The 18,271-nt window shown below is 51.4% G+C and carries 19 protein-coding genes, 1 pseudogene and 1 riboswitch; of the genes and pseudogenes, 3 read left to right on the forward strand and 17 right to left on the reverse strand.

Translation table 11 applies throughout. The features are described from left to right. Positions 1–38: 38 nt before the first annotated feature. The 8 genes from D9980_RS01235 to D9980_RS01270 form a co-directional block, all read right to left on the reverse strand. Positions 39–896 carry a MurR/RpiR family transcriptional regulator gene (locus D9980_RS01235; protein WP_121606174.1) on the reverse strand — a complete coding sequence of 286 codons (858 nt, stop codon included), beginning with the start codon at positions 894–896 and terminating at the stop codon, positions 39–41. Between the two features lie 160 nt (positions 897–1,056). Beyond that, positions 1,057–1,962, reverse strand: a complete 906-nt coding sequence (locus D9980_RS01240) for a hypothetical protein (protein WP_121606175.1) — start codon at positions 1,960–1,962, stop codon at positions 1,057–1,059. Between the two features lie 22 nt (positions 1,963–1,984). Further along, positions 1,985–3,031, reverse strand: a complete 1,047-nt coding sequence (locus D9980_RS01245) for a porin (RefSeq protein WP_121606176.1) — start codon at positions 3,029–3,031, stop codon at positions 1,985–1,987. A 456-nt stretch (positions 3,032–3,487) separates the two neighbouring features. Next, positions 3,488–3,694, reverse strand: coding sequence for a hypothetical protein (locus D9980_RS01250; RefSeq protein ID WP_021180021.1), 207 nt, complete (start codon positions 3,692–3,694; stop codon positions 3,488–3,490). A 72-nt stretch (positions 3,695–3,766) separates the two neighbouring features. Further along, complete coding sequence (gene pnuC / locus D9980_RS01255; RefSeq protein ID WP_121606177.1) at positions 3,767–4,510, reverse strand: nicotinamide riboside transporter PnuC; 744 nt, start codon at positions 4,508–4,510, stop codon at positions 3,767–3,769. After that, the gene (locus D9980_RS01260; protein WP_021805343.1) at positions 4,510–5,262 is read right to left on the reverse strand and encodes a nucleoside phosphorylase; all 753 of its coding nucleotides are present in this window, start codon (positions 5,260–5,262) and stop codon (positions 4,510–4,512) included. The genes pnuC and D9980_RS01260 overlap by 1 nt, the downstream gene beginning before the upstream one ends. 187 nt (positions 5,263–5,449) lie before the next feature. Next, the gene (locus D9980_RS01265) at positions 5,450–6,151 is read right to left on the reverse strand and encodes a Crp/Fnr family transcriptional regulator (protein WP_121606178.1); all 702 of its coding nucleotides are present in this window, start codon (positions 6,149–6,151) and stop codon (positions 5,450–5,452) included. Positions 6,152–6,369: 218 nt separating this feature from the next. After that, on the reverse strand, positions 6,370–7,038 hold the full coding sequence (locus D9980_RS01270) for a DUF3313 domain-containing protein (RefSeq protein ID WP_121606179.1): 669 nt from the start codon (positions 7,036–7,038) through the stop codon (positions 6,370–6,372). Positions 7,039–8,131: 1,093 nt separating this feature from the next. Here D9980_RS01270 and D9980_RS01275 point away from each other — a divergent pair. Next, positions 8,132–9,570: pseudogene (locus tag D9980_RS01275) on the forward strand (diguanylate cyclase). 4 nt (positions 9,571–9,574) lie between these two features. Here D9980_RS01275 and D9980_RS26905 read toward each other — a convergent pair. Both D9980_RS26905 and D9980_RS01280 read right to left on the reverse strand, forming a co-directional pair. Further along, positions 9,575–9,736, reverse strand: a complete 162-nt coding sequence (locus D9980_RS26905; protein ID WP_021180016.1) for a YnfU family zinc-binding protein — start codon at positions 9,734–9,736, stop codon at positions 9,575–9,577. 73 nt (positions 9,737–9,809) lie between these two features. After that, positions 9,810–10,292, reverse strand: a complete 483-nt coding sequence (locus tag D9980_RS01280; protein WP_021180015.1) for a cold-shock protein — start codon at positions 10,290–10,292, stop codon at positions 9,810–9,812. Between the two features lie 346 nt (positions 10,293–10,638). On the opposite strand from D9980_RS01280, the gene cspE reads away from it, so the two are divergent. Then, on the forward strand, positions 10,639–10,848 hold the full coding sequence (gene cspE, locus D9980_RS01285) for a transcription antiterminator/RNA stability regulator CspE (RefSeq protein WP_002210315.1): 210 nt from the start codon (positions 10,639–10,641) through the stop codon (positions 10,846–10,848). Between the two features lie 248 nt (positions 10,849–11,096). Here cspE and crcB read toward each other — a convergent pair whose 3' ends face one another. Next, positions 11,097–11,480 carry a fluoride efflux transporter CrcB gene (crcB, locus tag D9980_RS01290; protein WP_024484953.1) on the reverse strand — a complete coding sequence of 128 codons (384 nt, stop codon included), beginning with the start codon at positions 11,478–11,480 and terminating at the stop codon, positions 11,097–11,099. 72 nt (positions 11,481–11,552) lie between these two features. Next, positions 11,553–11,616, reverse strand: a riboswitch (Fluoride riboswitch). 452 nt (positions 11,617–12,068) lie between these two features. Then, a complete protein-coding gene (gene adrA / locus D9980_RS01295) occupies positions 12,069–13,133 on the reverse strand; it encodes a diguanylate cyclase AdrA (RefSeq protein ID WP_121606180.1) in 1,065 nt (354 codons plus the stop codon). Between the two features lie 219 nt (positions 13,134–13,352). On the opposite strand from adrA, the gene tatA reads away from it, so the two are divergent. After that, entirely contained in the window at positions 13,353–13,559 is a 207-nt protein-coding gene (tatA, locus tag D9980_RS01300; protein WP_121606181.1) for a Sec-independent protein translocase subunit TatA, read from the forward strand. A 95-nt stretch (positions 13,560–13,654) separates the two neighbouring features. Here tatA and lipA read toward each other — a convergent pair whose 3' ends face one another. The 5 genes from lipA to rlpA form a co-directional block, all read right to left on the reverse strand. Further along, on the reverse strand, positions 13,655–14,620 hold the full coding sequence (gene lipA, locus D9980_RS01305) for a lipoyl synthase (protein WP_065686397.1): 966 nt from the start codon (positions 14,618–14,620) through the stop codon (positions 13,655–13,657). Beyond that, positions 14,613–15,281: a lipoyl(octanoyl) transferase LipB gene (lipB, locus tag D9980_RS01310; protein WP_024483206.1), complete on the reverse strand. Its 669-nt coding sequence runs from the start codon at positions 15,279–15,281 to the stop codon at positions 14,613–14,615. The genes lipA and lipB overlap by 8 nt, the downstream gene beginning before the upstream one ends. A 136-nt stretch (positions 15,282–15,417) precedes the next feature. After that, positions 15,418–15,684 (reverse strand): DUF493 family protein YbeD, encoded by a 267-nt coding sequence (gene ybeD, locus D9980_RS01315; RefSeq protein ID WP_021180010.1) that lies wholly within the window; start codon positions 15,682–15,684, stop codon positions 15,418–15,420. A 102-nt stretch (positions 15,685–15,786) separates the two neighbouring features. Beyond that, positions 15,787–16,998: a D-alanyl-D-alanine carboxypeptidase DacA gene (gene dacA, locus D9980_RS01320; RefSeq protein ID WP_065686399.1), complete on the reverse strand. Its 1,212-nt coding sequence runs from the start codon at positions 16,996–16,998 to the stop codon at positions 15,787–15,789. Positions 16,999–17,182: 184 nt separating this feature from the next. After that, positions 17,183–18,262 (reverse strand): endolytic peptidoglycan transglycosylase RlpA, encoded by a 1,080-nt coding sequence (rlpA, locus tag D9980_RS01325; protein ID WP_121606182.1) that lies wholly within the window; start codon positions 18,260–18,262, stop codon positions 17,183–17,185. Between the last annotated feature and the right edge of the window lie 9 nt (positions 18,263–18,271).

Genomic DNA, 18,271 nt, shown 5'->3' on the forward strand with positions numbered 1-18,271 from the left:
AGATGGTTGATGAATATTCACACTGCCTGGTGTTGGTGTTATTTATTAAAAACGTTAAATGCCTCGAATAACGACTCCATGACGTTGAAGTTCTCGTTTAATTCGTTGCTTTTCACTTCGCCCATATAATTGACCAGCGCCTCGATTAATACGAAGCCAGCGCTACGGCTGCTGAACAGCCCGCTATGCTGGCTCTCCATCAGCAACATCGCCGTGGCGAAGTGGCTGAACGGATTGACGGCATTATCGGTGATGACGATGGTATCGCCACGATTTTGATAAAACCATTTTATTAACCTTGTCGTCACGCTGGAAAAACGATAATAAGAAATCGCCAGTAGCACATCGCCCTTTCTCGAGTCGATTAGCTTATGCGGTAAATTGGCAATATTGGCATCCAGCAGCACAATGTCTTTTTTGATATAGCGGCCAAGCAGATAAAAATACTCGGCCAAGGCATGTGCCGTTGCGCTGCCAATCACATACAGCCTTTTTTCCGGATCGCAAATCAGCGCGATGGTTTTCTCCAAATGCTGGCGATTGATGTTTTTCAACGTATTGTTGATATTATCGGTGATCTCGCTGCAGTGTTTTTCAATGAATTCGATGCCGTTTTTTCTGTTTTTGCTGTTGTCGAAGCGTTCTATCGGGGAGATATTTCTGCGTTGCTCAGGCTCGATGGTGGACTCTTTGAAGTCGCGAAAGCCGGTGAAGCCGAGCTTCATCATAAATCGCCCCAAGGTAGACTTGGCGATGTTGATTTCATTACAAACATCAATCACTTTGCTGTAGGGGATGGACTCAAAGTGTTTGTCAAAATAGTCGATGATACGCCGATCCGTTTCGGTCAGATTATCAATGTCAGCAATACGTTGAGTGAATTCCGCTCTGTTCATGTCAGTTTTCCCCTCTACGTAATTTCTTCCTTCATTAATAACAAAACCCAAGGCAGAAAAAAGGGGAATCAAAAATTCCCTTGTCAGAAGTGTGTGTCATCTCTCATTCCCTTCTGACCCGCGCTACCGCTTGCTTTGGCAGTAGCGCGTTCTCCTCGAATTACGGTTGTACCTTGAACTCGCCATGCTGTTCAAACCAGGCAAATTGCTCGGCGCCATAGGCAGACATCTTCGAGCCGCTATGCCCTACATCGGGTAAGGTCGTAAAGCGCCAGTTGAAGTCGACCTTATAGCGTTTGGCTTTCTGCTGCGCCGTCAGGAAATAGCTTTGTGCACGGGTTAACCGGCTATCCCCCTGCGCCATGGCTTCATAAGAACGGCGCAGCAAAGGGTGATACGGATCGTTATCCTTTTCACCGACGGTGATCAGCACGGGTTTGGCAAAATAGTCGGCCAGCTGTTTTTGCGTCACTTTCACTGGCGCATTGTCCAGCCCATAGGGCCATGGGTTTTCCACATCTGGCATGGTCCACCATCCCGCTGCTGCACAAATGGCGGCTTTGACATTGGCCTCAGGGACAAAGGTCAGCATCCGGTGAACAAACTGGCAGCCAGCGCTGTTGCCAAATAAATAATAGTCTTGTTGTTTGGTGATCCCCTGTTTTTGCATATCGGCAAACAGATCGTCAATGATCGTGAAGGCCCATTCCCCTTTAGGATTGACCTGATGGGTTTTGGCATTCTCAATATTCCCCAGATTATAGCCGTCGTTACCGGGATAATCGGCTTCGGAGAACAGCGGAGCGATGACGATAAGTTTGTTTTTCTTGGCATTTTCTACCCATGAGTCGCGGTACTCAGCGGCGTTACGGTTCAGCCCGGTCAGGACAAACACCACCGGGGTGTTGGCATTGGCTCCGGGAGGCTGGTAGCTGAAGACTTCCATCTTCTTGCCGGTTTGTGGCACGGTGAAATCGAAACTACCGCTCTCTTTTGGCAGGGGGGCCGCATGGCTGAGGCTGGCACTCAACGCTAGCACGGCGAATAAACTGAGTTTGCTGTTCATGATTTTCATCCTTGTTCAGTGATTAAAATTCGTAACGTAACCCAAGTACCCACAGATTTTCTGCCGAATCGTAGCTTTCCCGATCGTCATAAATATAGGTGGCAGAAAGATGTACATCTTTTTTCAGTCGGTATTCCAATTCGGAGATCCACTGTTTGCGATGGACGTAGTCATTTTCAGACTCGATCAACTGAGAATAGCCGCCACGTAACGCGACTTTGCTGGTAAACCAGTATTCGGCCAGCGAGTCGAAGGCATCATAATCTTTGTCTGGCTTGCCGGTTTGCTCGTAGGTTTGTCGGCCAACGTTGATACCAAGATAAGCCTTATCGTAGCTGAGGCGTATGCCAACCCCTTTTTGGGTGTAATCGGTATAGTTGCCGCTTAGGCTGGTATTTTTGGGGTCTTTGGTCATTTTCTGCCAGGCGATCACCGGTTTGATTTTTAGTGGCGTACCCATCACCGGGAATTCAAAAGCGTAGCCGAGGCTGGCCATATAACCATCGTCAACGGTGCTGTCGCTGGCACCGTTACCCATCACGTAGGCGGTGCGAACGTCCAGCCCGCCATTCGTATATTCATATTGTAATGTGCCGTCCTGACGGTTCCATTGATAGGAGGAGTCGATGCGCGTGCCGACCCAGTTGGAGTAAACGTTAGCCGTGTAGTTCATGTAACGATCGGTGATGCCCATCCACTGGTACATCGGGTTGCGCGTACGCCCAACCATCAATTTCCCCAGATCCTTACCGTCAATCCCGATATAACCATAACGAATATCCCAGTTATCTTCGGCGACCTCGGTATCGTTCTTCTGAGTGTTAACCTGCCATTCCAACTTGCCAAACAGGCCGAATTGCTCATCGAGCTTTTGTTTGGCTTCAAAGCCAAGACGGCCGGTCAAGTTGGTGGCATTGGTGTGTTCATCTGTCCATTCATTGCCGGTTTGTGCCTCGATACGGCCATAAATATCGAGTTGTGTTCCTTTACTGTTATAGACCGTCACCGCCTCGGCGGCGCTGGTGGCTAGCAGGGCAGGAAGGAGTAATGCCAGAGGTATTGTTTTCATTATTATGATCCTGTGTAAGGTAAGTCATTTTTCTTGTTTTTTATAAATATGAGGCGAACTAAAGCGACTCACTTAAAAAAATAATGAGTTGAGTTGGATGCATTAATCTCTCTAACGACTTGTGCTTGAGGTAATGAATATAACTTATTTAATAATGAACAAAAAAATAGCGTACCAATGAGCAACCTGCGCCGCACATGATTTAATGCTGATTAGGAAATTCAATTTTTATTTTTTTAGTTATCGCCCTCGTGGTGATTTATTTTTACACTATAGGAAGAGGGGATCTGTTGTGAATGGGAATCAAAAATTCCCTGGTTAAATATGTGAGTGCTGGCACAAATATGAATTGCGGATAAAAACAGCGGGGGAGGCAAGAGGTTTTTTGTTGAGGAGAGCAGCCAATAAAAACCCCCGCACAACGTGAATTGTGCAGGGGCCAGCAAGGCAAGGACGTTACTTCTTCTCTACGGCAGCCTGGATGGCATCTGCCAGAGAGCTGACGTGCTTTTCTGCCGTTTTCAGCTGGTATTCGACACCGTTGCCGTCGTTAGTGTCAGACAGCGTTGCCTTCAACAGTTCCAGTGCTGCCTGCACCGCCAGTAATCTGCGTTTTTGCTCTTCAGTTGGAGCGATCCCAGAGCCAAAATAATTCTCTAACATATTCATTTCCTTTCGCTAGACCTACCGAAATGGCAGACAACACAGGTTACATGGGGGGGATGCCCGCCATTTTCAAGGTATTGCCTTGAGTGCTGTCTCTTGTTGCAACGGCTTTGAGCCATTTTGGCGCGCACTGTTGATCCAGGCAAACGATCCCATCAGCGCAATCACCGTCAGTAAAATATACTCCAACGACATGGCATAAACTCCCTGAATGGCGTAAATCACTACGCTGATCACGTCAATCAGTACCCACAGTAGCCAGTTCTCGACGTATTTGCGCGTCATCAGTATCATGGCGGCGATTGACAGCACCAGCATGGTGGAATCCCACAGTGGGAAGGCGTCTGGCTGCAGTTCAGGCATCACCACTGAAAGCCCCATTCCCTGCATAATGCCGATAGCAATGCGCGTCAGCACGGCGAATACCGGATCGATAAACAGCGACATCAGGCCGATGGCCACCACGCAAACTACCAGCAGCGTGAAGGCCTTTTGCCGTGGCAACCAGCGAATTTTCAGCGCGGCTTCATTATTTTCGTTCTGACGGCTCCAGGCATACCAGCCGTACAGGTTGGCGACGAAGAAAAACACCTGCAACAGCAGGCTGGCGTACAGCTGGATCTGGAAGAAGATAGCGGCAAACAGCGTGACGTTAATCAAACCAAACAGGTAATTGATAATCTTCTCTTTGCTGGCGAACCAGATGCACAGCAGGCCAAACACCGTACCTATGGCTTCGATCCATGACAGGGCATAACCACCTTCGCCCAGAGGAATGTTGACCATGACGTTATTGATGCTGAAAAAATCCATTATTGCGTCCTCTCAAGATGATCCTGATACAGCGTTTCGAGCGCGAGCACGATTTCGCGTTCCTCGCCACGTTGGCAGGAATGCTCCTGCTGTTGATAGTCGTTGATGCTCTGTTCCAGGCAGCCCTGGTGTTCCACCACCACGTTCAGGATAGAGGCAATGCGCATATTACGCAGTGCGCCAACGACCATCAGCGGGGCGGTTTCCATATCGGCGGCGAGAATACCTTTGGCCGACCAAAAATCGGTGATCTCCTGTTCGCGGTCGGTGTAGAAACTGTCATGGCTGCGGACATACCCGCAGTGCGTGCTGTAGCCTAGCTTTTGTGCCTGCTGGCGCAGCAGATAAACCAGGCCGCAGTCGGCACTGGCCGGGTAGGCAGCAGGAATATAGGCATTGCCGGTGCCCTCATCGCGTACCGCTGCGCTGGCAATCACCAGATCGCCCAGCTTCATTGAACTTTGCATCGCGCCGCAGCTGCCAATACGCACCAGGCAGTCTACGCCGATCTGATGTAGTTCTTCGGCGGCGATGGCGGTTGAAGGGCCACCCATGCCGGTGGAAATCACCAGGACTTCCACGCCACGAAACCAACCGCGCAGCGCCCGGTATTCGCGATTTTGGCCAAAATCCTCCACCTGATCCAGAAAGCGGGCAACGTGTTCGACGCGTTGCGGATCGCCCGGTAACAGGGCGTAATGGGCGTGTGTCATCTGCCGGCTAAGCCGGATATGAGGTTGTAGTTGAGTCATGGAACTTACCTAAATTTATACCCGTCGTCTTTCAAACTGCAGCGTTGTTACCTGCACTATCCCACCCCAGTCACTTACTAAAAGTAAGCTCCTGGGGCTGGGATAGCTTGTCGCCTAGCTGCAGCTTGAAATCCATAGGGTATAGGTGGATTTCCTGTTCGGCGGTGTAAATCGAATACCGCAGAAATTAAAACCCGGCCTGTTGGTGTAACCGGACTGGGTCGATCACCGCAATCCGTTCACCGTTGACCGTAATAATTTGCTGCTCGCGCAGTTCAAACAGGATGCGGTTGATACTGCGTGGGGCCACGGCAAACTGTTCGCTGAGCTGTTGTTTATTAATGGTAATTTCTCCTTCATTTTGGGCTCCCTGGTGTTGGTAGCTTTGCCACAGCGCATGGCAGACGCGCTGGTGCAATGAATAGAGACTGTCTTCGCCAGCTTTTTTCGATAGCTGGTAGTACTGGCTGCTGAACGACTGAATGATTTTCTGGTTGAAGTAATTGTCGACCGTCAGCCAATGGCAAAAATCGGTGCGTGAAAGCGTCAGTAATGTCACCTCACTGGTCGCTTCGACCGAGCAGATATACGGCCGTTGCTCAAAGATCTCGAGCTCACCCAGCATATCTCCGGCATGGTAGCGCGCCTGTAAATATTTACGCCCATCGTCGGCGTGAATAAATACGTCCACGTTACCCTGCGCTATCAGATGAAATTCATGACAAATTTCATGCTGTTGGCAGATCAGTGTGCCGGGTCTGACCTGTTGTAACTGCCAGCGGCGTAAAATAGCTAACGGGCAATATTTCAGTAGGTCGTAAAGTATGGCATCACCGGTAACCAACTCGACAACGCTCAACCATTCACTGCTTTTTTTGTCGTTCTGCATAGCGTTAACTATAAAGTTCCTCGGCAGGTAAGGACAGGACGCCGGTCCGACGGCAATGTCAAAAAGGGTGTAAAACTGGAAGCTGGCTCTGATATTAGAATATTGCTCGGGACATTTGTCCCAGCTTGTTTATCGGCAGGGTGGTGATGTGATGGCACTCACAGATTTAATGGGGGAAAAGATGGGGAAAACTAATTCCCCATCTTTTGCAGCACTAATTATTGTTTTGGGAAGTTCACAATATCGTCAACCATGTCATCAATCCCTTTCTTCACGTCATTAAAGGTGATTGGCGCAGTACTGTTGCCAATTGTTTTACCATAGCCTTTACGGACAACGGCCATTACCGTTTTACCGGTATCCTGGTCGATCAGTTTAGCTTCAATGAATAATGCGGCATTCTGCGTTCTATGCCCGCTGGCGGCCATGGTGGTCGCGATCACAGCGGCCACAGGGACAACTTCATAGAACTGCATATCTTCGTTCTCAGCGACTACCGCGGTAACGGCCACCTTGGCAATCAATACGCGCTTACCTGATGGGTTAGGTAACAGTGTAATGCGCTCTCCAATGGCGGTTTTGAGGCGTGAGTTTGCATACTCTCTGATTTGATCCAGCGTTGCTTGGCTTACCCGTGCATTGGGTTTGGCTGGAGGGTAGAAGGTGACGGGTTGAACGTAGACGCCACGGTAATCAGAATCTTTAAAACCAGGGGCTATCCAGCGTAAAACCTCATGCCCGCTAGGAGTTGTTGTTTTTTGTAGTTTGCTATAATCCTGCAGGAACCCAGAGTACTGAGTGGTTTCTGCCACCTTTGAGGAACATCCCGCTAACAATATACCCGCAGCTAATACGGCCGCGGCAACGCCAAAACGATTTTTTTTCATATACTTCCCATCATGAAGTAGGGTTGGTTTGTGCCTAAAAAATATAGCACTAACCTGCAAAATAAGACATGGGAGAGCTCTTACAGAAAAATAGCGCTGTTACAGATTGTCTTTTATTACGACAGGGATAGCTCATTAATAAACCCCGACGCAATGGCGTCGCCAAAGGGTTTGTAATGCAAGGCCCGCAATTCACCCGGTGAGCGGCGATTGGTGTGCTGCACCCACCATAAAAACCATGTTGCCATTGGTTACAATTAATGTCCTGTCAGAGTAAAACCACTGGTTTGTCAGTGCCTTCTATCAGGCGTTACATCTGGCACATCATCCTTACCCAAGCATGACATTTCTATACACTCGCGCTGGTAAGGTTATTCCAGCCCGATGATGTTGTGTTAGTCCTGTAGTGTATTACCATCCCTTTGATTTTATCCCGCCTTGTGCGGGATTTTTTTTGGTGTGCCGGGCATGCTCAATACGTTAGTTTGTCTGGCAGCGGTTAGATAGCGTGGTGACTTGCCGGTTAAAGAGGGTGGAGCTTGGGGTGATCCACTTTTTCTGCACAATTGAGGATTATGATAAGCCAGTTATTAGCCCGTTTGGGCTAACACTGCATTTCGACACTTTATGCCCGGTTCCTAGCCGGGCTTTTTTACGCCTAAGCTTGCTGTCTTACCATCACTACCCGTGCTGGCCTGTGGGCCTGCGCCGTAACTGTCCATTTAGTTTTCGAACCCCAGTCAGCCTGCAGCTCTTTACGGGCTTTTCTCATTGCGCTTCTGCTGGCGTTGCAGGAAAATAACCCGCAAGTAAGAAGAGTCTTAACCTTATACCCTTATAATTTCTCATAGTTTGTTATTTCAATAGCGTTAACAATTTAGACTATGCTGTTAACAACCATGTTCGTTAAAAGGATGAGTCCAGCGAACAGGGTTTTACATTGTCAGCGGCGAATTAAACTAATAAGACACGATAGGGTTTTTGATTGATTTAATTGACCATTTTAATGGGCGTTGTGGTTCGTTGTTACTTTTTTGGGGAAAGAAAGCATGCTTATAGTCAGTGTTGTTATTATTGCCTCGCAGGTTATTTCATGAGCGTAGAAAGACAGCGTTTGCCAGCGACGGTTCTGCTGGTCAATGTATTTTTATTGGCCTACCTGCTTTCCTTGTTTGGCATATTCACCCGCCCGTTAGGGTCACTCTCTCTGTTTTGGCCGGTGAATGCTATTTTGCTTGGCTTGATGCTGCGTAAACCTGGCTATGCGACGATGTTGGGATGGATTGGCACCTATCTTGGCATGATTGCTGCCGATTTCAGCGCCGGTGAAAACTGGCCACTGGCACTTTGGCTAAATGCCTGCAATATGGCGCTGATTGCCACCGGCTATGCCGTGATGTCGATGCTGCCCAAGTCTCAACGGCGTATGGGCAAGCCCCAGGCGATTTTGTATATGTTTACCGCCTGTCTGCTTGGGGCCGCGCTATCGGCAACGCTGTCAGTGTTGCGCACTGACAGTCAATACAACAATACGCTGATCATTGCCTGGATGTCCTGGTTTAGCGAACAGTTCTCGACCAACCTGTTAATCCTGCCGGTGGTGCTGGCCGCGCCACGCTTAAAGCAATTGCTGAGCCTGCAGTTTGGCTGGCAATTGCGTTCCAGCCTGCCTTTGCTGGCGTTGTTGCTTTCGTTGGCGCTTAGCGTGTATATCGGTGGGCCTGGCGCGATAGCCTTCCCCATCCCCGCACTGCTATGGTGCGCCGTGCGTTATCATTTATTTACCGTCACCTTGCTGACGTTTCTCACCGGCGTGACGGAGATTGTCAGCATTTCTGCCAATCTGATGCTGTATGAAACGCCGGGAGCGCGAGGGGCGGTCATGGACAGCCTGATGTCAGCACGTTTGGGGATTGCCATGTTGGTGATGGGGCCGCTTATTTTGTCCAGCTCGATTGCCGTTAGCCGTAAACTGCTGCGCCGGCTGGAGCACAGTGCGAACCACGACTTCCTTACCGGGACACTGGCGCGTAGTGCTTTAACGCGCAAAGGCAGGGAAATGCTGGAACAGAAGCAGCGCACGAAGGAGGCGGTGTCGCTGTTGTTAATCGATATCGATCATTTCAAACTGATCAACGATACCCATGGTCATGCCATCGGTGACCACGTCCTGGCGGCATTCGCTCATATTTTGCGACGTGAGCTGCGCCACGACCAGCTATTCGGTCGTCTGGGGGGGAAGAATTTGCCATTATGCTGCCGCGAGCGCTGGGGACGCAGGCGGTGGCCCTGGGGGAACATTTGCGCCGGCGGATAGAAAGTGCCGAACTGAACCCGAACGGCAAAGCGCCATTACGGATCACGATTAGTGTGGGCGTGGCGAGTTTGGCAATGAATGAGGATAAATCACTGGAACAGTTGATGAATATGGCGGACATTGCGCTTTATCGCGCCAAGTCCCAAGGCCGCAACTGCGTCGAATCGTTTAACATGGTCAGCGGTAACAGCCTCAACCATGTCATATTCAAATAGCGTTTCAGCCCTGCTTTGGTGCGAATTGCGTGCCGCAGTTGGGGCAAATCAAGGTGCTGAGTTTACGCAGTTTTGAACATTGCTGTTCGGTAACATAAGCACACTTTGGGCAGGCAATTTGAGTGGTGCGGTTATTGTAACCTTTAACGCTGGTGGATTCAGACATATCGCGTACCTGTGTCAGGTGAAAACCCACGCTAACACAGGTGCCATTAAATAGCTTTGATTGTTTTCAGGGGCTATAGGGTCTTCAACGCCTGCACGGTTTCATCGATATCGATTTCATGCTCAGAGAAGACGTGAGTCGCGTTCTGGAAGGTGGTGATTGACAGCATACGCAGCGTTTCCGTGGCGGTCTGTGGCGCTTCGGCTACTTGCGGACGGATACGGTTCATGAGCAAACCAACGGACAACACGGTGTTCTCTTTATCGACCTCCACCTTAACCGGCACTTCTTTGGTGAAGGTATCGAAGGACTTGATGCTGGAGATTTTGATTCTCTCGTTAGCGATGGTGATGTACTTGCTTGGTGCCTGTACCTTTACCGCATAGGCCGAGGGCCCTTTGGTATTGTTGGTTGGCTCAAAGGTTACCAGCGCATTTTTCTTAATCAGCTCTGGGTTTTGCACTTTAATCACGTGAAAATAACGATTTTCCCCGTTCTCGTCGGTGATAAAACCGAAGCCTTTGTCTTCAAAAAAAGTCGTTATCTTGCCGTTCATGGTCATTCTCATCAGGTCGTTCGTAACAGCGCTAATGATAACGCGTAATGCCTTGCAGTGACAGGGGGGCGGTGTTTCATCAGTAAGACGAAAACCTAAAAACTGCGGGTTGAGGGGCAATAATGTGTTACAGAGGTGTTTACTCGGTCACTCAACGGTTTTATGGCGGATTGGGCTGCCTTGGGTGTCCTTGGTAACCTCGGACATCAATTTACAGGGTAAATAACCGACTTTTTCACTTTTTATCGATTTTATGTGATCTGTGTTGTGGACAAAATCCCGTCTAATTGCTGTACTGTATTGGACACACATTTTGTGTCTTACATTCACGTTAAAGGTAAGTTTGATGTCTAAGATTAAAGGTAGCGTTAAGTGGTTTAATGAATCTAAAGGTTTCGGTTTCATTACTCCAGAAGATGGTAGCAAGGACGTTTTCGTTCACTTCTCTGCCATCGCTAGCAATGGTTTCAAAACTCTTGCTGAAGGCCAGCGTGTAGAATTTGAAATCACGAACGGTGCCAAAGGGCCATCTGCTGCTAACGTTATCGCTATCTAAGCTACAGTAGCCAAAATTGTTAAAACCCGCTCCATGAGCGGGTTTTTTATGCTTTTTTTTCAGGCCGGGAGCAGTTAAGGGAACAGGTAAACCTTGATGAAGGCCAGGACGATCAGCACGCACGTCAGGGTGACAATCCATTCAGTAGTGGTTTTTGGCAGGTTAAACATTCAATTCCTCACTCAGCACAGGTTACTGAGCGAGGATTATCCCGATGGCAGATTAAGAAAACCTTAAGCCCCGAGATTTCATTGGCCGTAGAACGCTCTGACCAGCATAAAGGCCAACAGCGTCATCGCCAGCGAACCCGCCAGGTTGAGCAGCATATTGGTGATAGCCCAGACAACGCGCCCATCCTGCAACAGATAAACCACTTCGAGCGAGAAAGTAGAGAAGGTAGTCAACCCGCCGCAAAATCCGGTAGTGATCAGCAGCTTCCAAACCGGATCAATGTGTGTCATACGGATAAACAGCGCCAGTGCCAGCCCGATGATAAACCCCCCTACCAGGTTTACGGTCAAAGTGCCCAATGGAATATGCGGATGTAGAGGGTTGAGCTTCAGGCTCACTGCCCAGCGCAGTACGCTACCCAAACCACCGCCAATAAACACAGCCAGTAAAGAACTCCACATGGTGATAAACCCTATCTAAAGATGGAAGATGCTCAGAAAGGTTCAGGCAAGCGCCTACGCACCTTTCTGAGAGGTTACGTAGACATCATCAGCCTGTGAAAGGCGGTTATGGAGGAATGTCATCTCCGTTTGTTGGCACGAAGCAATCGCGCGGGGCAGATTTTACACCTTGTCGCTGTGGTTTTGCTAGCTGGATGGGTATTGCTAACAATTCTGCCATCGCTGTTCCCCCTCACCCCAACCCTCTCCCCAAAAAGGAGAGGGAGCCAGTCCGGTGTTGTGGTCCGGCGCAGGAGCTAATCTGTGGCACGTCCGGTCCCCTCTCCCTGTGGGCTGTCTCTTATACACAACTCGGCATCTTACTGTTTTTTATGGGAATTATTTCAAGCGAATCAATAGGGCACTCGGAAAAATTCTCTTTAAAATCAGCCTGCTATGTTTCTCAAATTACGGCCATTTGACCGCAACTTGAGATGTGTATAAGAGACAGCCCTGTGGGAGAGGGCTAGGGTGAGGGGAGCTGACGAACACCTGATTACGCTAGCAACTTATTCACCCATCAAGTTATTAGCTTAATAAACTAGTGGGCTAGCATTGATGCTCGGCGAGTTCCTGCCGGTTGCGGCCATTATTTTTTGCCCGATACAGTGCGATATCGGCAGCCTTCAACCACTCCTGGTAGCCGGGCATCTCGGGCTGGTAATCGGCGATCCCTGCGCTGATATTCAGCTTTAACCCAGGGGCTTCACGGAAGACGACCTCGTTCAGGCGCTCCTGAATGCGGTGGAGCGCCAGGCTGGCCTGTTCGGCACTGGTATTGGGCAACACCGCGCCGAACTCATCACCGCCGTAGCGGCCAACGATATCCATCGCCCGCAGCCCCAGCACTAACTCTTCCGCCAGCACGATCAGCGCCTCATCCCCCAACCCATGGCCAAAGGTGTCGTTGATGGCTTTGAAATGGTCAATATCCATCAGGATCAGCGTAGCCGTATGATTATAGCGCCGGCAGCTATCAAACTCATTGTGCAGCAGGTGTTCCCAATGGCGGCGGTTAAACACGCCAGTCAAGCCATCACGCGTGCTGATGCGTAATAGTTCCTGTTGCTTTTCCGCCAGCCGCTTGGCGGTTTGGTAGGTCACGTAGCCTAGGAAGACTGGGTAGACGAAGATCATCGGAAGACACAGATAAACCTGCAGCGGCGTGGATTGTGGCGTAAACGGGAAGCCAAGTATCACACTGGTAACCAGCGCCCCGATAATTTGCGCCATCAGCCCTTTGAAATACAGAGACGGCCCTCCGGAAGCGATATTGTTCATCCCCATCATCGACAGGATCACCACGGCGGGGAGCGCGTTGAAACCCATAATGGCGACCCACATCCCACCTAGCAGTGCATCGATGAGCAGGTTGCGGATCTCGGTGGCGTAGGGGGCTTCGCTGCGGATGGACCACTGATAAGCGACATGTGGCCAGATAAAGCCATTCACTGCCAGCAAGATCCACACGCCAACCGACTGGTGCTCTGGATAGAGCGCCGTAAGTACGCACAAGAAACCAATCCCCAGGCCGACAATACGTGGCAGGTAGAGACGCCTGGCGAAGTTGAGACCTGCACGCCGGGTGTTAATAGCCGATGGAGCTGTAGGCATCCCATGTTTCCCTGTGATGAATTATGCAGCCGACCTGGAGCCGGAAAAAAGCGAATAGCCAAGAATATGCCCTATAATCTAAGCATAGAACATCTCGGGTAGATCTCACCTTGTTACAACTGGTTGTTGTTATAGCCGAAAGAAAGTCGCTAAATACCTATAGACAAAGTTTGTTCCCGCGCTGCGTCCTGCAGCCATAAATGAATAAAGAAGGTGATTATGGAAGGTATCAGTATTACCAAGCTGCTGGTAATTGCGGTGTTGATCGTGTTGCTGTTCGGCACCAGCAAACTGCGTACTCTGGGCGCGGATCTGGGCGCGGCGCTGAAAGGCTTTAAAAAAGCGGTGGGCGACGACACCCCTCCTGCTCAGAATACGGCTGAAACGCCTACCGCGCAGCAGAGCGTCGAAAAGAAAGACATTTAACCGCCTCTGCCGCTGAGCATAAAAAAACGGATGCCGTAAGGACATCCGTTTTTTGGCGTTAATCGTAGGTGAAGCGTAACAAAAGATTACCGCGGTTACTTCACTTCCAGCCCTTTGGCCTGCAAGTCCGCATGATAGGACGAACGCACAAACGGGCCGCAGGCAGCATGGGTAAAGCCCATTGCCATCGCTTCTTCTTTCATTTCGTCAAACTCCGCCGGGCTGACATAGCGCTGCACTGGCAGATGGTGACGGCTTGGTTGCAGATACTGCCCCAGCGTCAGCATGGTTACACCATGACGGCGCAGATCGCGCATCACTTCCACGATTTCCGCGTTGGTTTCACCCAAACCCACCATCAGGCCGGATTTGGTCGGGATCGAGGGGTGAGCTTCCTTAAAGCGCTCCAGCAACTTCAATGACCATTCGTAATTAGCCCCAGGACGTACCTGGCGATAAACACGCGGCACGTTTTCCAGGTTATGGTTAAACACGTCTGGCGGCGTGGCGGTAAGGATTTCCAGCGCACGATCCATACGGCCACGGAAGTCTGGCACCAGGGTTTCGATCTTGATGCTCGGGCTCTTGGCACGGATGGCAGTAATGCAGTCGGCAAAGTGTTGAGCGCCACCGTCACGTAAATCGTCACGGTCAACCGAGGTGATCACCACATAGCGCAATGCCATGTCGGCAATGGTTTGCCCCAGCTTTTCCGGCTCGTTGGCATCGGGAGCCACCGGGCGGCCATGAGCCACGTCGCAGAATGGGCAACGGCGGGTACAGATGGCCCCCAGGATCATGAAGGTGGCGGTACCGTGGTTAAAGCACTCAGACAGGTTCGGGCATGACGCCTCTTCGCAGACCGAATGCAGGCCATTTTTGCGCATCGCGGCCTTGATGCCTTGAATGCGCGTAGAGTCGGCAGGGAGCTTGATCTTCATCCACTCGGGTTTGCGTAACAGCTCTTGGCGTTCGGTGGCCACCGTTTTTACCGGGATTAACGCCATTTTGTCTGCATCGCGGTATTTGACGCCGCGTTCCATCTGAATCGGTTTACTCATAATCGTGCAGGTTCCAGTTACGAAGCTCGACCGTCTGATAGCCGAGTAAATGAACAAATTCCTGTACCAGAATGGGATGCACATCGGCAATCCCGACACCTGGTGCCAGCGCGCTGACCTGTGTCATCTGCATTCCGGCATAACCGCAGGGGTTGATGCGTTGGAAAGGGGTGAGATCCATGGCGACATTCAGGGCCAGGCCATGAAATGAGCTACCTTTGCGGATCCGCAAACCTAATGAACAAATCTTTTGTTCGCCCACGTACACGCCGGGCGCATCCGGGCGGGCGCGTGATTCGATCTTGAAATGGGCGAGGGTATTAATAACGGTCTCTTCCAAGGCCGTGACGAGTTGGCGAACACCTACTTTATTGCGTTTCAGATCTACCATCACGTACAGCACCTGCTGGCCTGGACCATGATAGGTAACCTGGCCGCCGCGATCGCTCTGGATCACCGGGATATCGCCTGGCATCAGCAGATGTTCTGCCTTACCGGCCTGGCCTTGGGTGAACACGGCTTGATGCTGCACCAGCCACAATTCATCGAGCGTGGACTCATCGCGGTGATTGGTGAAGCTGTGCATGGCTTGGGATACAGGCTCATAGGGCTGCAACCCTAGCTGACGGAGAATGATCTTATTGTGTTGCAAGCGGGGCATCGTCAGGTTACAGAAGTGGTAAAAAACATTATACCGGGCGCTCTGGCCCGCGACCAGCATTTATCCCTGAGGAACCAGAGCAACCCAGACAGCGCTTGTGCTGAACCAGGTTGGCTGGCAGGGAGTTATGCTGTAATTACAGCACCATACGGACAATTTCAATATTGCCCAACTCTTCATACAACGTTTCCACCTGATCGATATGGGTGGCGGTGATGGTGATGGAAACGGAGTGGTAGTTGCCTTTGCTGCTCGGTTTGACCTGCGGGTTGTAATCCCCTGGAGCATGGCGTTGCACCACTTCAACCACCTGGTCTACCAGCTCGGGGTGTGCCAGGCCCATTACCTTGTAGGTAAAGGTACAGGGGAATTCGAGCAGTTCGTTCAGTTTAGTCTTTTGCATGTTGGTGCGCTCCAGCTGTGGCGGATCTCTAAATTATAACTCCCGCCGGGGCGGGAGTTAGTGTTAATTATTATATGGGGCCGAACTCAGCCGATTCAAGGGTTAGCCGAACCAGTGATGGAACATCAGGCGGATATAATCCACGATGCGGCCAAAGAAGCCACCTTCTTTCACTTCGTTCAGCACCACCAGTGGGCGCTGATCGATGGTTTTGCCATCCAGCTGGAAATTGATGGTGCCAACCACTTGGTTTTTGGCCAGCGGAGCATGAATTTCCGGGGTGTTCAGCACGTAGCTGGCTTTCAAATCTTTCATCCGGCCGCGTGGGATGGTCAGGTAGGCATCTTTGTCTACGCCCAGCTCGACGCGATCGGCATCGCCGAACCAAACCGGTTCAGAAGCGAACTCTTTGCCTGCTTTCAGCGGTGCGACGGTTTCAAAGAAGCGGAAGCCCCAGGTCAGCAGTTTTTTGCTTTCGGTTTCGCGGCCTTTGTAGGTACGGCCACCCAGAACGGCGGAGATCAGACGCATCTGGCCTTCCGTCGCTGAAGCTACCAGGTTATAACCCGCCGAATTGGTATGGCCGGTTTTAATCCCATCGACGTTCAGGCTGGTATCCCACAGCAGACCGTTACGGTTCAGCTGACGGATATTGTTGAAGGTGAACTCTTTTTCTTTATAGATAGCGTATTCGTCTGGCACATCGCGGATCAGCGCCTGGCCGATCAACGCCATATCACGCGCCGAGCTGAACTGACCTTCCGCATCCAGGCCGTGCACGGTTTGGAAGTGGGTGTTTTGCAGGCCGAGCTGTTTGACGTAGGTATTCATCAGGTTAACGAATGCGTCCTGGCTACCCGCGACGTAGTCCGCCATGGCGACACAGGCATCGTTACCAGATTGCAGGTTGATACCACGAGTCAGCTTGGAAACCGGCACGCGGTCGCCCGGTTTGAGGAACATCAGTGAGGAACCTTTGAACACCGGGTTGCCGGTAGCCCAGGCGTCCTGACCTACGGTGACCATATCGTCCTGGCCAATCTTGCCGGATTTCAGCGCCTGGCCGATGACGTAGCTGGTCATCATTTTGGTCAGGCTGGCAGGGTCGCGGCGCGCGTCGGCGTTCGATTCCGCCAACACTTTACCGGAGTTGTAATCAATCAGGATGTAGGCCTCGGCATCAATCTGCGGCACACCTGGGATCATGGTTTTAATATTAACGTCGTCTGCGTGGGCAACTGACGCTGCGCTGAGCGCGATGGCAGTGCCAAGCGTGAGGCTTTTGATTAAGCGAAAAGAGGTTACCTGTTTCATGATCGGGACTACAACATCCGTAAAAGTTAAGTTAAAAAACGAGTCACACTATAGCAGACGGGGCCCCGGCAGGCATTAGCCATTCGGCCGACAGTAGGGGGTTTACACAGATTTACCTGAAAGAAAATGTTTCAGATAAGTCAACGACCTGCTGTCGGCGGCATCGGCCTGCCGAGTTTCACGACTAGGGTGCGGCAGTGATAAAGGACTGTTGTTGTGCCTCAGTGGCCAGACGCTGTTGCAACTGTGCGGCCTGTTGACGATTGCTGAACGGGCCAAGCTGCACGCGGTAGACGGCGCCGTTGGCGGCGACCTTACCAGGAACGCCAAACTGCTGGCTCAGTTGCTGTTGCCAGCTTTGCGCACGCTCGGCATTACTCAGGGCACCTACCTGAACGACATAGCTACCGCTGGCACTGGCTGCGGCTGCGCTGGCCACAACCGGGGCTGCAGTTGGCGCGCTGATGACCGGCTTGGGTTCTGACCCTTCCAATACGCCTGGGGCTAACGGCTGCGGCGCACCAAGGAAACCACCGCTACGGCCAGTGGAGGCGGCAGGGGTAGTGCTGCTGTCGTTGTAGTTCATGCTGCCGTTGTCCATCGCTTGAGCGGCAGGGGCGGTAACCGGTGCCGATTGCTGCATCGGTGTATCCATACCGCTGCCGGAACTGAGATCCGGGCGTGGAGGCAGGGCGTAGCTCTGTTTGGCGACGACGGTACCCACGGTCCCAGGGCCGCTCAACGTGCCGTCCGGAGCAACCTTGATAAAGTCGACTTTCACCTTGGTGTTGCTGGACAGGTTGAGGCGATCGGCGGCAGCTTTGGACAGATCGATAATCCGGCCAGAGGTATAAGGGCCGCGATCGTTCACGCGTACCACCAGTTGACGGCCATTGGCCAGGTTGGTGACGCGTACATAGCTAGGAATAGGCAAGGTGGGATGAGCAGCGGTCAGCGCATTGGGATCGAACTGCTCACCAATAGCGGTAGTGTTGCCGTTGGCCTCTTCGCCGTACCAGGCTGCCAGGCCGGTCTGCGAGAAGTTCTGCGGATCTTGCACGATGCGATAAGTGTCGCCATTAACCTTATAATCCTGCAGGGTGCCAGGGTTATAGGGTTCATAGTGAGGCTCCACGCCGCCGATCTCGGTCACCGGCCCGTTGTAGGCTTGTTGCACCGGAGCCTGTGTTTCTTCCGTCGTGGTACAGGCGGAAAGTAATACCGCAGCAGCAACCGCGCCGACCCAAAGCCATTCCTTACGCATTGCACACCT

The sequence above is a fragment of the Serratia sp. 3ACOL1 genome, assembly GCF_003668775.1.
Classification (GTDB): domain Bacteria; phylum Pseudomonadota; class Gammaproteobacteria; order Enterobacterales; family Enterobacteriaceae; genus Chania; species Chania fonticola.

Coding starts and splice junctions, on each gene's coding strand:
- D9980_RS01235 (WP_121606174.1), bottom strand. CDS start 896: ATGAACAGAGCGGAATTCACTCAACGTATTGCTGACATTGATAATCTG.
- D9980_RS01250 (WP_021180021.1), bottom strand. CDS start 3,694: ATGTTAGAGAATTATTTTGGCTCTGGGATCGCTCCAACTGAAGAGCAA.
- pnuC (WP_121606177.1), bottom strand. CDS start 4,510: ATGGATTTTTTCAGCATCAATAACGTCATGGTCAACATTCCTCTGGGC.
- lipA (WP_065686397.1), bottom strand. CDS start 14,620: ATGAGTAAACCGATTCAGATGGAACGCGGCGTCAAATACCGCGATGCA.
- D9980_RS01270 (WP_121606179.1), bottom strand. CDS start 7,038: ATGAAAAAAAATCGTTTTGGCGTTGCCGCGGCCGTATTAGCTGCGGGT.
- adrA (WP_121606180.1), bottom strand. CDS start 13,133: ATGCCTACAGCTCCATCGGCTATTAACACCCGGCGTGCAGGTCTCAAC.
- rlpA (WP_121606182.1), bottom strand. CDS start 18,262: ATGCGTAAGGAATGGCTTTGGGTCGGCGCGGTTGCTGCTGCGGTATTA.
- D9980_RS01245 (WP_121606176.1), bottom strand. CDS start 3,031: ATGAAAACAATACCTCTGGCATTACTCCTTCCTGCCCTGCTAGCCACC.
- D9980_RS01240 (WP_121606175.1), bottom strand. CDS start 1,962: ATGAACAGCAAACTCAGTTTATTCGCCGTGCTAGCGTTGAGTGCCAGC.
- lipB (WP_024483206.1), bottom strand. CDS start 15,281: ATGCCCCGCTTGCAACACAATAAGATCATTCTCCGTCAGCTAGGGTTG.
- cspE (WP_002210315.1), top strand. CDS start 10,639: ATGTCTAAGATTAAAGGTAGCGTTAAGTGGTTTAATGAATCTAAAGGT.
- ybeD (WP_021180010.1), bottom strand. CDS start 15,684: ATGCAAAAGACTAAACTGAACGAACTGCTCGAATTCCCCTGTACCTTT.
- D9980_RS01265 (WP_121606178.1), bottom strand. CDS start 6,151: ATGCAGAACGACAAAAAAAGCAGTGAATGGTTGAGCGTTGTCGAGTTG.
- D9980_RS01260 (WP_021805343.1), bottom strand. CDS start 5,262: ATGACTCAACTACAACCTCATATCCGGCTTAGCCGGCAGATGACACAC.
- tatA (WP_121606181.1), top strand. CDS start 13,353: ATGGAAGGTATCAGTATTACCAAGCTGCTGGTAATTGCGGTGTTGATC.
- crcB (WP_024484953.1), bottom strand. CDS start 11,480: ATGTGGAGTTCTTTACTGGCTGTGTTTATTGGCGGTGGTTTGGGTAGC.
- dacA (WP_065686399.1), bottom strand. CDS start 16,998: ATGAAACAGGTAACCTCTTTTCGCTTAATCAAAAGCCTCACGCTTGGC.
- D9980_RS26905 (WP_021180016.1), bottom strand. CDS start 9,736: ATGTCTGAATCCACCAGCGTTAAAGGTTACAATAACCGCACCACTCAA.
- D9980_RS01280 (WP_021180015.1), bottom strand. CDS start 10,292: ATGAACGGCAAGATAACGACTTTTTTTGAAGACAAAGGCTTCGGTTTT.